Genomic DNA, 12,916 nt, shown 5'->3' with positions numbered 1-12,916 from the left:
TGCGATGGGTATTCACTTACGCTTTCTCTTCATATCGGTGGAGAACGAAGCAGACTGGATTGTCGAGTACCGCTTTCGAGCGGTGATAGAAGTTTTAGACGGGTATCCGGTCACCGAGGTTGCTCGCCGCTTCGGCGTTCGCGCGTTGTAGTCAGGAATCCAGTTCGTTCAATGCTGTAATAACACAAGCTATTAGCACAGCTGAAGCGTATAAGGACGCCATATAGGAGGCAACTTCATGGTCAAGACAATCATCCCTGTAGGCACATCGCTTGGGCCGTACTTCAATGAAAACCGTGAACTTGAGTGTTGTGAAGTCCAACTCGGCATGGAGACCGTAGAAGTCACAGATGAAGAATGGGCCGTTTGGCGCATCAGTCATCATAATGCCGAGCTACATAGCCAGCGCAAGTACGGGATCGACAGTCTTGTAAAGGATGTTCAATCAGAAAACGACCACTTGAATCGACTCGAAATCAAACGGCACTTCTTTCGATTGAAAGAACTAAATCTTCTCATTCAATTCGATTATGAGGCGGACTCTGTTGAATCATTCCTGCGGTCATTCAAGATGGCTCCTACTGCTGTGAGTTGGGGAAACCTTCCTGATTCACCTGACAAGTTCCGCATCGGTCCAGATCAAGAAAACTATATTGAGATCAGTGGTCTAAACAGAGGGGTCTGGATTCTAGCCCATAAGTTTGTATCTATTTGGGGGGCATGCGAAAAGATCGCAGAGATGGCGAATACCGCAGATGTTAAAGCGATTGCCACCGATTTCATGTCAGATATACCTTTGATGATTTCAATGCAATGTGGACATTTGGAGCCTGCTAAATGAGGGGCATTGGGAAACCTGAAGGACGAGGACAGCCCTCAGTATTTAAGATTGCTAAATCAAAGAACCGCAGTCGATTTGCTGGAGATTTCCTTCATAACATCGTGAGTGGGGTTTCGACGGCAGCTGGCGCGTTTAGTGGATTTAAAGCGCTTGGACCTGCTGGCGTGGCGGGAGGGGCTGCTGCTGGTGGAGCTGCTGCGGCTTATGCCAAGCATGCCGCTACGTCATGGGTGGCCGCACGATCGGGTCCGTCAGTTGGGAGTTCCGGTAGTGTTGCGGAACTGAAGTCAGCTGTATTCGACCTTGTTGACTCAGTTCGCACAGAATGTGATGCGCACGTTCAGACTGCCCGAGGACAGGTTGAAGAAGCGTTGGAAACGATCCAACGCGCGACGGAGGGGTCCAGTAGCAGTCTGGTAGATGACACCTTGGGGTCGTTGGAGGAAGGACTCGAAAAGGTGGACGAAATATTGACTGCTTCAGATTCGGCGAAATCAAATGCTGAGGTCTGGTCAAATGGCTTGTGATTGTCAGGCCGACTATGGGCAAACCAAGATTCGCCTCTGGGCATGTCGGAATCGTATTTGCAGGGTCTTACGTAATTAAAGGGCCCTATCGGAGTTGCCCACCTTCCAGAGCTCCGACAGGGCCTGGTCCCCCTCTCCCGCAGCGCCGGTTGTCAGGAGAAGGAAACCGGAGTAAAGACAATGCACGCCTCACGGCTGGTGGTATTTGTAGTGCTGTGTGACGTGGCTCGGTGCGATCACTTGGGCCGCAGCATCCGACGCGGTCGAGGTGGGTTGCCCGTGCGGGGAACCCTTGCTCGTTGGGGGTCGAGATGCGGCCCAACCGTCTTCTGGAGTGTGGCCGATAGGCGGTGTAGCCAGTTGGGATTGGTAACCGTGCGTTGAAACAGTTCGTCGTCGTAGAGCACGATGGTGGGCTTGATCAGATCGGCACAGTTGGCCAACACGTCCGGAGGCTCGCGTTCAAACGACATATCGACGTAGTCGGGGCCTCCACCCCAACCGTCGCTATGACCGGTAGGAACACTAGAAACAGCGCTAGACGTTGCAAGCGGTCCGGATCTCCGCACAGAATTTGGCGGGTGATCGTTGTCGGCTTCATTGATGTGGAACAGGAACACGTTCGAGGAACAAACATCCAGGCGTCCGTGGAAGCGATACTCCTCATGCGCGATGGTGCCTAGATTGAACGTACCGATCGGCATATAACGCACTGGCATGGTTAGCCGTCACCTCCCTGGGATCCGAGACCACCGAAGCCGGTTGGGTGCGATCATGGAAGATCGCCTCAACGTGGGCGATGAGGCGTTCGTTGAGCCAGAAGTAGTTGAAGCTGCCGTTGGGCACGAGGCTCTGGCGGGCTGGCGTGTCGGCCCAGAGGACGTGGTCGGAGTATTTGGCGTCCCATAGGATCGAACCCAACACGATTCTCTGTCCAGTGGCGGGGTGGACGGCGATGATGGTGGCCGACATGAGCGACACATACCGCACCTCGACTCGGTAGCCGAGGAAGCCCACGCTGGTCATCAATGGCCCGTTCATGGATCGGTGTGGGTCGGTGTGCGGAGTCAACCACCGCCGACGCGACCCCACAAACTGAGCCCGACCATCCGCCGACCAATCAGCCACAAGCGGGTGGGATACCGGCCGGTGGGCCGTAGCCAGATCAGTTACCGGTCGGTGGGTCTTCGATCGTCGGGTCGTGTATCGGTGGGAGACGTGACGGCGACCGGTCACCTTCCGACCCGTGCGGTGGGAGTAGGAGTCCGACCGACGCAACGCCCGGTGACGACCCGGGCTCTGCTTCTGACGGCCCGCACCCCAGTTGCGATACACCGAGCTCCAGACTCCCTGGGCCGAATCCTGTTCCCGATTGCCCCAGCATTCTCGGTTATCGGATCGATGCCGCTGGTGCCCCACTGTGGTTGCCGAATGCGGGCCGCTCGGGTCCATATGCTGAACCCACGCCTGCCGAGATGACGACGACCTGGTGCCATCCGACTCGGTGGATCGACCCATCGGCACTTGATCGTGGGTGTCGCTGCGGCGCAGTCGCTCCCAGAGTTGCCGAGGCCAGGCGGCACTTCCCTCACCTCTGCTGTGGTTGGGCGGCCGACCTCCGGAGGCTGCACCAGCAGTGGCAGGTTGAGCCTCCCACACCCGGGCTCGGAGGAGGACCAGTGGAGCGGCTAGTAGGTAGGCGATGAGGAGGACTTCGTAAATGGCGAAGAGTGTGGAGGTGTTGGTGTTCATTGGTCCGCCTCCTCACCGGTGCGGTGGAAGGATTGGAGAATATGCGCGGCGATCGCTTCGCGCAGTAGCCAGGTTTGGATGTCGTCGGGGATGGTCCAGCCGTTGTATGGACGGAGGAATTGACCGGTCACGTGGACAATTGCGGCCAGGTCGTTGTCAATGGTGATCCAGACGGTGTCGCGTCCGAAGCGTTGAACAATGTCGACACGGGAGTCGTCCCATGTCAGTGTGCCCAAGAGTTCAGGCATGATGGTGGGTCTCCATTCTCCCCGGGGATCGGAGGATAAGTGAAAAACGATGAAAAAGCACAGAACAAACAGTCGAGACCGGCCACCACACACCCAATGACCCCAGCCGGATAATCCGCGATTCTTCCCGTCCAGGCGCTGCCTATTGACGCAATGTCCTGCGTTACGGCATGACGGGGTAGACGAGTGCCCTCCAACGGCGACCACGGTCGACCGTTTCTAGACACACGCGGATAAGGAACTAGCTGGTATCAGTAGTGAATGTAGTGAATAAGCCGGTCAGGTGCGAGATCAGTAGTAACTGACGCGCCCAGCGACACCGGCTCGTGACTGGAAAAGACGCGCACGATGCATTACGATGTGTGAGAACACGAAACCTCCTTTCGGGGTTTTGTAGTTTGGGGGCGACTCGCCAGCACAAGTTGTCAGCTGTATCTGGCGAGTCGCTGGTTTCGGCAAATTGGATATTTACCAAAGACCCCCGGATGACCATCGGGATCACCCAGCGTGCGTTAGTGTCGCGCATCGCTAACTTAAAGTCAACAACCACAAACGCGTGTCGGCCAAGCCGAATGCGTATTCTGGTGTCAGATACTTGACTCTGGTTCCCAACTGCGGTTTCGCTTGTATCCGGGTAGATTGATCGGGTGCTGTGAAGAACAGTTGAAACGCAAAGCCCGAATTGAAATTCGATTGACCAATGGTGATCGGTACCGGAAACTCAGAGCATGGCTAAAGTCGCGCTCGATATCGTTCCACTTGACCCCAACAATCCCGGACACATTGATGACTGGCTCGACCTAATCAAGCTGGTTGAGGAAAATGACTTTTCCAAACTGCCGCCCGTGAGTGAAGCGAGCCTGTTGGCTGAACTTCTCGCGAGTGAGAAGTACGCTCGCACCAAACGTTGGCTTGGCTTCGTCGACGGAAAACTTGTCGCCTGGGCAAAGGGGTATCTGTCAGACGCCGACAATACCCACATTTTCGACTTCGAGCTGGAAGTCCATCCCGAATATCGTCGCCGGGGCATCGGTAGCCGATTCGTGGAGTTCTTGGAAAACGTCGCCCGCGAGGAAGGGCGCACGTCGCTGCAAGCCTGGGCCGTATTGCCCTACGGCGAGACCGAAGTACCCGACACGGCCGTTCCCTTCGGTGCCAAGTTCGGATACAAGGACGCCAACACCCAGGACCTCCGTCGGGTCGATCTGCAATCGGTCGATGAAGACGAAATCGAGCGGCTGAAGCTGGAAGCCGAACCCAAGGCGACCGATTACGACATCGTCAGCTGGGTGGGCATGATTCCAGAGAAGTATCTCGACGGCGTCGCTCGCATGGAGGAGTACCTACTCACCGATATGCCGTTGGGGGATTGGGACTTGCAGCCCGCCGACCTAGACGGAACCCGCATCAAACGCGAGCGCGTGGAGAAACTCCGGCGTGGAGACCTGGCTCTGCAGACGGTCGCGGTGCATCGTTCCAGCGATACGGTCGTTGCCGACACCAATATCTCGGTTCCAGCCGGTAGCGAAACCTGGGCGCACCAAGGCGATACGGTCGTTGACCCCGAACATCGGGGACATCGCCTCGGTTTGCTGGTCAAGATCGCCAATCAGCGGCTTTTGAAGAGCTACCGTCCGCGAATGAAGTACGTGGCCACCGGTAACGCCACGGTCAACGATCACATGATCGCGATCAATGAAGCGGTGGGATACCGCCTGTTCGGCAAGGAAGGCGTGCTTCAGAAGAAACTGGAGTGAGTCCAGAACGATTGGGTCGGCCGACCTTACGCATTTTGGTTGACCCAATCCAGGATTTCTTTGCTGAGTTGTTCCGGCCGTTCCCGTTGCGGGAAGTGGCCACAACCGCGAATCAACCGCCATTCGTAGGTATTGGTGACGTAGCGGCCGGAACCCTGTGCGGTGCGCGGCAGTACGCAGGTGTCGCTGTCGCCGTGCAATTGCAGAGTCGGCACGTCAAAGGGTTGTTGTATCAGTTTGACGAATCGCCGTCCTGCCAGGCCGACTGAGGTGCGGAACGGCCAGCGGAAGGCCTCCAAAGCGCAGAACGCCGCCTGGGGAATCTGCATCATGTTGCGGCACAGCCTCACATGTTCCCGGAAATCTTCGGTCTCGCGCCATTGCCGTCCCGACCAACGTCCCATGAGCCGCCCGATTTGGGCGGCGTCGTCGGCGATCAAGCGCCGGTCGTAGCGGGGGAGTTGAAATGCCAGCAGGTGTTTGGAGGCGGCCAGTTGACCGCGTGGGTCCACTGCTAGAGCCGCACGTTGCCGCAGTGGATGGGCGGCGCTGACGATGGTGAGCGACTGGAACTGTTGCGGATGAAACGAGGCTGCGGCAAAGGCCAGAATGCCTCCGAGGTCGTGCCCGACGACGTGCGCTTGTCGTTCGCCGAGTGCGCGTACGAGGCCGACGATGTCGGCGGCCATGGTGTAGGCGTCGTAGCCACGTGGTGGCTTGTCGCTGGCACCGTATCCACGCAGGTCGGCGGCGACGACGCGGTAACCGGCGTTGGCCAGCGCGGGAATCTGATGTGTCCAGGTACCCCAGAATTCGGGGAATCCGTGGAGCAGGAGGATCAAGGGGCCGCTTCCGGCTTCGGCGACGTGGAACCGCAGGCCGTTGGCGTCTACGAAGTGGTGGTTCCAATCGCCGGGAAGCAGGGCAAGGTTGTCGGAGTATTGCTGTAGGCGTTGTTTGGACACTCTATGAGTGTATCGATACGTCCGACATGTTGCGTGGCCGATGGAAGAGCCCCGGAGATCCGTTGTTGACGCGCGTCGGATCTCCGGGGCTCGGTTCGTTCGGTTGTTGGCCGTCTCTTGGGAGGCGGCGTTGGGTTTAGGTCGCCGTCTCTTCGGTTTCGTTCGCCTGCTTCTGTCGTCCGACGACGCGGGAGCGTAGGGCGAGGATGCTGCCGCCGACGATGGCGGAGATCGTGGAGCCGACCAGGACACCCGTCTTGACGAGTTCTTGCTGTTGGGCGAGGTCTCCGCCTGGGTACGCCAGTTCGGCGATCAGCAGTGCCACGGTGAATCCGCAACCACAGAGGATGGCGACGGCCGAAATGTCGGTCCATTTCAGGTCGTCGGACAGGCTGCCGAGTTTGAACTTGGCGGCCAGCCAGGCACCACCGGTCACTCCGACGAACTTACCGAAGAACAGTCCGGCCACCACGGCGAGCGCGGCGTTGTTGGAGCTGAATTCCTGCATGGTGTCGGCGTTGACGGCCACTCCCGCGCTGAAGAAGGCGAATACGGGTACCGCGATTCCGGCGCTGAACGGCTGTAGGGCGTGCTCGGCTTTGACGCAGGGCGTGTGTTCGGTGTCTTCGCCCTTATCGGGCTTCACACGGGTGGCGAGTCCGAACAGTACGGCAGCGATGGTGGCGTGTACTCCGGCTTCGTGGAGGAAGTACCAGCCGAGTAGTCCCAGTGGGATGTAGATCCAGACGCTGTTGATGCGGCGTCGTTGCAGGAAGATCCAGAGCGCCAGGGTGACGACGAAGGCTACGAGCGGCCAGAGCTCGATGTTGCTGTAGAGGAACGCGATCATGGCGATCGCTCCGATGTCGTCGGCGATGGCGAGGGTCAGTAGGAAGATGCGCAGGCTGGAGGGCAACGAGCGGGCGCATACGGCCAGGACGGCCAGTGCGAAGGCGATGTCGGTGGCGACGGGCACGGGCCAGACTTTGCCGACGTCGTCGGTTCCCCAGGTGATGGCCACGGCGACGAGGGCGGGGACGATGATTCCGCCGGCGGCTGCGATGACGGGGAGCATGGCTTTTTTGGGGTCGCGCAGTTGGCCGACGACGAGTTCGCGTTTGAGTTCGAGACCGACGACGAGGAAGAAGAACGCCAGCAGGAAGTCGGACGCCCAGTGCTGGACATTCATTTTGAGAATGCCGTCGATACCGAGGTAGGTGGCCTGGACGTCGGAATAGAGCTCGCCCCAGGGCGAATTGGCGACTATGACGGCCAGGACGGCGGCGACGAGGAGGAGTATTCCACCGGTGGTCTCGATGCGAAGAAACCTGAGAAGCTCTTCTTGGGGCTTGCGTACTTTCTGGGAGATTCGCTTCGGCATCGGGCTCCTTAATAGGGCAGGCTTGTTAGGGCCTGACGTCGGTTACGTTGGGATATCCCGGTGATACTTTACCGGAGTGGTCGATAAACGACCATAGTTCGTTTCCTGCTTCTATTTGGTGCGTCACCGGCGGGATCGCGGTCATCGACGGTGGTGCGGAGGCGCGATTGTCATCATCGGAATCCTTGGGTAGGAAGCTAAGGCGCTCACTTGTGGAGTGGAGTTCGCGTGAAGGTGCGTAACACAGTGAGTATATATCGCAATCGTGCGTTTTGCGGAGAACGCCGATTCTTTGAAAATTCTTAAAATTCCGGGGTACGCGAAAGCCGCTCCCCGAGATTCGAGGAGCGGCCGTGGTAGTGAAACCCTATTCGTCGGAACCGGTCGAGAGACCTTCCTTGATGCGGGACATGACGCTGGAGTCCTGCAAGGTGGTGACGTCGCCGAGCTCGCGGTCTTCGGCGATGTCGCGTAGCAGCCGACGCATGATCTTGCCCGAACGCGTCTTGGGCAGCTCGCCCACCATCATGACCTGACGCGGCTTGGCGATCGGTCCCAGCGTCTGCGCCACGTGATTGCGTAGTTCGCTGAGGTGCTCAGGGCTGGAATCGGCCTCGCCGCGCGGAATCACGAACGCCACGATGCCCTGCCCGGTCACCGGGTCGGAGGCACCGACCACGGCGGCCTCGGCTACCGTTTCGTGACTGACCAGCGCCGACTCCACTTCGGTAGTGGAGATGTTGTGGCCGCTGACCAGCATGACGTCGTCGACCCGGCCCAGCAGCCACAGGTCGCCGTCGTCGTCGCGCTTCGCGCCGTCCCCGGCGAAGTAGAGGTTCTCAAAACGAGACCAGTAGGTCTTCTTGTAACGCTCGTCGTCGCCCCAGATGCCGCGCAGCATGGACGGCCACGGTTCCCCGATGGTCAGGAAACCACCGCCACCGGCACCGACCGACTTGGCGTCGTCGTCCACCACGTCGATGCTGATTCCCGGGAGCGGGACCTGTGCCGAACCGGGCTTGGTGGCCGTCTCACCCGGAAGCGGCGAGATCATGATCGAACCGGTCTCGGTCTGCCACCAGGTGTCCACGATCGGGGCCGTGCCGCCACCGATCTTCTCCCGGTACCACATCCAGGCCTCCGGGTTGATCGGCTCGCCCACACTGCCCAGCAGACGCAGCGAGGACAGATCGTATTGCGCGGGAATGTCGTCTCCCCACTTCATGAAGGTACGAATCGCGGTCGGGGCGGCGTAGAGCGTGGTGACCTTGTACTTGTCCACGATCTCCCAGAACCGGCCCTTGTGCGGGGTATCGGGTGTTCCCTCGTACATGACCTGAGTGGCGCCGTTGGACAGGGGGCCGTAAACGATATAGGAGTGCCCGGTCACCCAGCCGACGTCGGCGGTGCACCAGAAGACGTCGCTGTCGGGTTTGGCGTCGAAGACCGCGTGATGGGTGTACGACGTCTGCGTGAGGTAGCCGCCGGAGGTGTGCAGAATTCCCTTCGGCTTCCCCGTGGTGCCGGAAGTGTAGAGAATGAACAGCGGATGTTCGGAGTCGAAACTCTTCGGCTGATGCTCGGACGAGGCGTTGGATACCGTCTCGTGCCACCAGTGGTCCTTGGAGGTCCACGCCACGTCCTGTTTGGTGCGCTGCACGACCAGAACGTTCTCGATCGTGTCGCAGCGTTCGACGGCTGCGTCCACCGTCTCCTTCAGGCCCGACGGCTTGCCTTTACGGAAGCCACCGTCGGCGGTGATGACCATCTTGGCGCCCGCGTCCTGGATACGGTCGCTGAGGGCGTCCACGCTGAAGCCACCGAATACGACCGAATGGACCGCCCCGATGCGGGCGCAGGCCAGCATGGCGATCGCGGCTTCGGGAACCATCGGCATGTAGATTACGACGCGGTCGCCCGCCTCGATGCCGAAGTCGGTCAAGGTATTGGCGGCGCGATTGACTTCAGCGGACAGTTCGTTGTACGTAATACGGCGGTCGTCGCCCGGCTCGCCTTCCCAGTACAGGGCCACCCGGTCGCCGTTCCCGGCTTCGACGTGCCGGTCCACGCAGTTGTAGGCGACGTTGAGCTCTCCGCCCACAAACCATTCGGCGAACGGTGCGTTGGACCAGTCGAGTACCCGATCCCACTTCTTCGTCCAGTCCAGGCGTTGCGCCTGTTTGTCCCAGAAGGCCAGGCGGTCGTTCTTCGCTTCCTCATAGGCGTCCGCCTTCACGTTTGCTGCAGCGGCGAAGTCGGCGTGTGGGGGAAAACTCCGGTCTTCATTAAGCAGGTTGGCAAGAGTGTCTTTGTTCTTGTCAGCCACCAGATGCTCCTTAATGTATCCACGCGATCACAGGTTTGTGAAACAAGTCTATGTTCTGTAACACTACAACCTTGCGTAGCGACTGTCATCTGCGCCCCCTTGAGTGGATAACGCGAAAAACGAACCCAAATGTGCAAAAAGCGTAAACATGTGCGCATGAAATATTGCCGATAATTAACAAGAGATTTATAACACCGGATTGTCGTCCATGCGCTTGCAAGGCTCTTAACTGGACTGATGGCGGACGTTTAATGAAAAAGGGTGTGTCGGGATCGGAGGATAGCGAGTACTTGTAACACGGTAGATGAAAAAAGTCCAGCTTATGGGCCATCAATAACACCACAAGAGAGACCATTGATATCAATTCGAGACATGACGGGAGTACTCTCGCAGCCGTGGATCCACTAGCACCACTGATGGAACTGTCCGAAGTCGCTGACGCGCTTGAGAACGCGCGCGCCACAGTCGAACGCATGATGTGGCACAAGAGCCTCGAAAGCGACCACACCGCCGTCGCCGACGAGGTAGCGCTCGCAGAAACGGCTGCCACCTTGCAGCTGGAAGGTTTTGAACTCGACGTCGACTCGCTACGGGCTTGGGACGGCAGCGATGCCACCGTGCGCGGGGCCATTCGGGTCAATGAGGCCCTACCGTCCTTGGTAGGCGTATGGCGCTCATCGCCGCGATACGTATTGGCCCGTCTGCACATGTTCGCCACCAGCGACTTCGACGTCTCCCAGGGGAGCCCGCAGCCGGGCCGCCCGAACCTGGACGAAACGGGTTCGGCCCGCATGGACGCGCTGTGTGCTCTGGTCTCCAATCCGACCAGCGATCTGCCCCCGACCCTGCGAGCCGCCGTGATCCACGGTGAACTGCTGTCCCTGCAGGCCTTCCCACTGGCCAACGACATCGTGGCACGAGCCGCGGCGAAGTTGACTCTGGCCGAGCAAGGCATGGACCCGCATTTCCTCATCGCCTTGAACCTGGGACACAAGGAACGCCAGCCCGAATACGTCGGCTCGTCCAAGTCGTTCAGCACCGGAACGCCGGACGGTGTCCGTAGCTGGCTGAAGCACTACGGCCAGGCGATGGAGACCGGTGCCGCCCGCACCCTCGCCATCTGCAACGAGCGCGCGGGCTAGGCATTTCCGATTGCCTCTTTACTGGTGATTGCAAACGTCGTCTTCGTCTACCACGTCGACTTCGGAGCCACAGAGCACCATGTACAGCTCGCTGTAATAGGTGTACTCGTCGTCATCCTGGGTCACGTAATCGACTTCGAACCCGTGGACGATCACACCCTCGCCGTCGGAATGAAAGGTCATCATCAGTTCTGTTACCGCCGAGTCCTCGGCTGCATCGGCGCAGGTTTTAGTGGTCGTCAATTCGCTAAACTCCTCGAGATCATTGCCGACGTCCTCCGCCGATTGATCTTCTGGTTCGTATGGGGTCCCTTTCATGCTTGTGATCGAAAATGGAGGTAGATCTCGTCTGGATCCGCGATCGAAGCGGCGAATAGTCAGATCGAACTCCTCGTTGCCGAATTCGAAATGGGGACGAACGTCGGTTAGAGTGATTTCGGAATCGTCGAAGTCGTCAAAAATACATGGCAGATACGAGCCAAACGTGGCCGAGCCACTGTCCTCATCGTCTATGACAACGCTGGTGAGCCCTTGAGACGGTTCGAGAAGTGACAAGGGGCCCTCTTGCTCTGTATGACGTCGCTCTTCACTGGAACATCCCAGCAACAGCAGGCAAACCAGAAGACCGCTTGCGATAGCAGTTGGTTTCATCAACACTCCTATACGGGGGTAGCCGATACACGACTACCCCTCAACGGTTTACAGCTCTCTGTGTTTGCCTGAGAAACCTATGCCCCGACTGTCGTTTCCACACATCTCTCGTTCGTATGGAGCGTTATAGTGAAGTGTTTTCTCGGTCGCGAAATTGGACTTCACGCTGAGCTTGAATCCCAAGTAATCCTGAATCTTCACTCCGCGACTGTTCGTATAGGCTTTCCCATCGCCACGATAACGAGACCAGATTCCTTTAGAAACAGTGGTGCAGTGATCGGAAAAACTCGGGTTGATGCTGAGGTTTATATCCTTGGTACCGCCCGTCTCTCGTATAGGACGCCAACGGTAATACGATTCTTCATCACCGTCGCAGTCGGTCCCTTTATAGTCGTAACGGTAGTAGCCGTACGCAACTTGCACTCGAAAGCTTCTCTTGGCACTTTCAGCCGCCCATTTCTGTCCCCAGGAGCCGCTCACCGTCCTCGTTCCACTGGACTCAAAGCCACCCCCGAAATTGACTGCCATTCCAAAAGTGGACGAATGGCTGTAACTCTTTGAGTATTCCAGCCAAGCCTTCGACTGGCCGTTCTCCTTGGGGTAGGCGGTGGAAATCGTCGCCCACACCGACTTTTCATAGAGTTTGGTCGGTGACGGTACACATACACATGCAATGCACGTTGGTGACTCGTCGCCGGAGGCGGTCCGACGATCCGAATCGCCAGTGGTTGTGGTCTCTTTCAAGTCCATATTGACTTCAAGGCCAACCGATTCCGGTTCAGAGGAGCGGCTTGCCGCAACGATTTCGTCGTATGCTCCAGCGTCTACCCAGGTGCCTTCGAGCTTACCCACACCAAGTTGAACCGTTCCCGTGGATTGACCGGCCAAATGTTGTTTTGTGTCTCGGACGGAGACCTCAATGTCGGCCATTCCTTGTTTATCCAGGTAGCCGTCCGGAATGTCGTCTGGATTGAGGTGTACCTCGAACAGGTTTGGCCGCTGTTGCTTTATCGCGGATTGGGGAAGCTGAACGAGTGGAACCTCTTCTCCATCTTTAACGTCAAGCACCTCTGTGTCACGGGGCCAGAGTGCGGCTGTGACCGCGTTGGCGGTCGAGACTTCCTGCGATAGCCGAACCGTCATTGCCGTCGGCTCGGATTCACTTTCATTCGCGGCGACAGATGATCCCATTACCACGGATAGAGCGACAGTACAAGTAGTTACGAGTGCGCACATCATGCTCCAGCGCAATGTGGATCTCGGAACCCGGTCAGGGGGAGAAAGAACGGGGGGTTGATTCATTCATGATCCTTTCAAAATTGGTTG

The 12,916-nt window shown here is 58.2% G+C and carries 11 protein-coding genes; 3 read left to right on the top strand and 8 right to left on the bottom strand.

Features of this window, described 5'->3' with window-relative positions; translation table 11 throughout:
* The first annotated feature begins 238 nt into the window (after window positions 1-238).
* Window positions 239-841: a hypothetical protein gene (locus tag HALAL_RS0103845; RefSeq protein ID WP_025272733.1), complete on the top strand. Its 603-nt coding sequence runs from the start codon at window positions 239-241 to the stop codon at window positions 839-841.
* Window positions 842-1,604: 763 nt separating this feature from the next.
* On the opposite strand, the gene HALAL_RS0103840 is transcribed toward HALAL_RS0103845, so the two are convergent.
* From HALAL_RS0103840 to HALAL_RS0103830, 3 genes are all read right to left on the bottom strand, one after another.
* A complete protein-coding gene (locus tag HALAL_RS0103840; protein WP_025272732.1) occupies window positions 1,605-1,841 on the bottom strand; it encodes a hypothetical protein in 237 nt (78 codons plus the stop codon).
* A 190-nt stretch (window positions 1,842-2,031) separates the two neighbouring features.
* Window positions 2,032-3,120, bottom strand: coding sequence for a hypothetical protein (locus HALAL_RS18435; protein WP_156937585.1), 1,089 nt, complete (start codon window positions 3,118-3,120; stop codon window positions 2,032-2,034).
* Window positions 3,117-3,368: a hypothetical protein gene (locus tag HALAL_RS0103830; protein ID WP_025272730.1), complete on the bottom strand. Its 252-nt coding sequence runs from the start codon at window positions 3,366-3,368 to the stop codon at window positions 3,117-3,119. Before HALAL_RS0103830 ends, HALAL_RS18435 begins: the two co-directional genes overlap by 4 nt.
* A 728-nt stretch (window positions 3,369-4,096) precedes the next feature.
* Between HALAL_RS0103830 and HALAL_RS17320 the strand changes: the two genes are divergently transcribed.
* Complete coding sequence (locus HALAL_RS17320) at window positions 4,097-5,125, top strand: GNAT family N-acetyltransferase (protein WP_025272729.1); 1,029 nt, start codon at window positions 4,097-4,099, stop codon at window positions 5,123-5,125.
* Window positions 5,126-5,151: 26 nt separating this feature from the next.
* Here HALAL_RS17320 and HALAL_RS0103820 read toward each other — a convergent pair whose 3' ends face one another.
* The 3 genes from HALAL_RS0103820 to acs form a co-directional block, all read right to left on the bottom strand.
* On the bottom strand, window positions 5,152-6,090 hold the full coding sequence (locus HALAL_RS0103820) for an alpha/beta fold hydrolase (RefSeq protein ID WP_025272728.1): 939 nt from the start codon (window positions 6,088-6,090) through the stop codon (window positions 5,152-5,154).
* Window positions 6,091-6,226: 136 nt separating this feature from the next.
* The gene (gene nhaA / locus HALAL_RS0103815; RefSeq protein ID WP_025272727.1) at window positions 6,227-7,471 is read right to left on the bottom strand and encodes a Na+/H+ antiporter NhaA; all 1,245 of its coding nucleotides are present in this window, start codon (window positions 7,469-7,471) and stop codon (window positions 6,227-6,229) included.
* A gap of 367 nt (window positions 7,472-7,838) precedes the next feature.
* Window positions 7,839-9,797: an acetate--CoA ligase gene (gene acs / locus HALAL_RS0103810; protein ID WP_025272726.1), complete on the bottom strand. Its 1,959-nt coding sequence runs from the start codon at window positions 9,795-9,797 to the stop codon at window positions 7,839-7,841.
* A 395-nt stretch (window positions 9,798-10,192) separates the two neighbouring features.
* Here acs and HALAL_RS0103805 point away from each other — a divergent pair, with 395 nt between their 5' ends.
* On the top strand, window positions 10,193-10,939 hold the full coding sequence (locus HALAL_RS0103805; RefSeq protein ID WP_025272725.1) for a Fic family protein: 747 nt from the start codon (window positions 10,193-10,195) through the stop codon (window positions 10,937-10,939).
* Window positions 10,940-10,957: 18 nt separating this feature from the next.
* On the opposite strand, the gene HALAL_RS0103800 is transcribed toward HALAL_RS0103805, so the two are convergent.
* Window positions 10,958-11,590, bottom strand: coding sequence for a hypothetical protein (locus HALAL_RS0103800; RefSeq protein ID WP_025272724.1), 633 nt, complete (start codon window positions 11,588-11,590; stop codon window positions 10,958-10,960).
* Window positions 11,591-11,638: 48 nt separating this feature from the next.
* Window positions 11,639-12,892, bottom strand: coding sequence for a hypothetical protein (locus tag HALAL_RS0103795; RefSeq protein ID WP_156937584.1), 1,254 nt, complete (start codon window positions 12,890-12,892; stop codon window positions 11,639-11,641).
* Window positions 12,893-12,916 lie beyond the last annotated feature (24 nt).

Origin of the sequence: Haloglycomyces albus DSM 45210, assembly GCF_000527155.1 — a bacterium.
Lineage (GTDB): Bacteria > Actinomycetota > Actinomycetes > Mycobacteriales > Micromonosporaceae > Haloglycomyces > Haloglycomyces albus.
Note: the sequence above shows the minus strand (reverse complement) of the source record. Positions and strands in the feature narration are given on the sequence as shown.

Coding starts and splice junctions, on each gene's coding strand:
- HALAL_RS18435 (WP_156937585.1), bottom strand. CDS start 3,120: ATGAACACCAACACCTCCACACTCTTCGCCATTTACGAAGTCCTCCTC.
- HALAL_RS0103830 (WP_025272730.1), bottom strand. CDS start 3,368: ATGCCTGAACTCTTGGGCACACTGACATGGGACGACTCCCGTGTCGAC.
- nhaA (WP_025272727.1), bottom strand. CDS start 7,471: ATGCCGAAGCGAATCTCCCAGAAAGTACGCAAGCCCCAAGAAGAGCTT.
- HALAL_RS0103795 (WP_156937584.1), bottom strand. CDS start 12,892: ATGAATCAACCCCCCGTTCTTTCTCCCCCTGACCGGGTTCCGAGATCC.
- HALAL_RS17320 (WP_025272729.1), top strand. CDS start 4,097: ATGGCTAAAGTCGCGCTCGATATCGTTCCACTTGACCCCAACAATCCC.
- HALAL_RS0103800 (WP_025272724.1), bottom strand. CDS start 11,590: ATGAAACCAACTGCTATCGCAAGCGGTCTTCTGGTTTGCCTGCTGTTG.
- HALAL_RS0103845 (WP_025272733.1), top strand. CDS start 239: ATGGTCAAGACAATCATCCCTGTAGGCACATCGCTTGGGCCGTACTTC.
- HALAL_RS0103840 (WP_025272732.1), bottom strand. CDS start 1,841: ATGTCGTTTGAACGCGAGCCTCCGGACGTGTTGGCCAACTGTGCCGAT.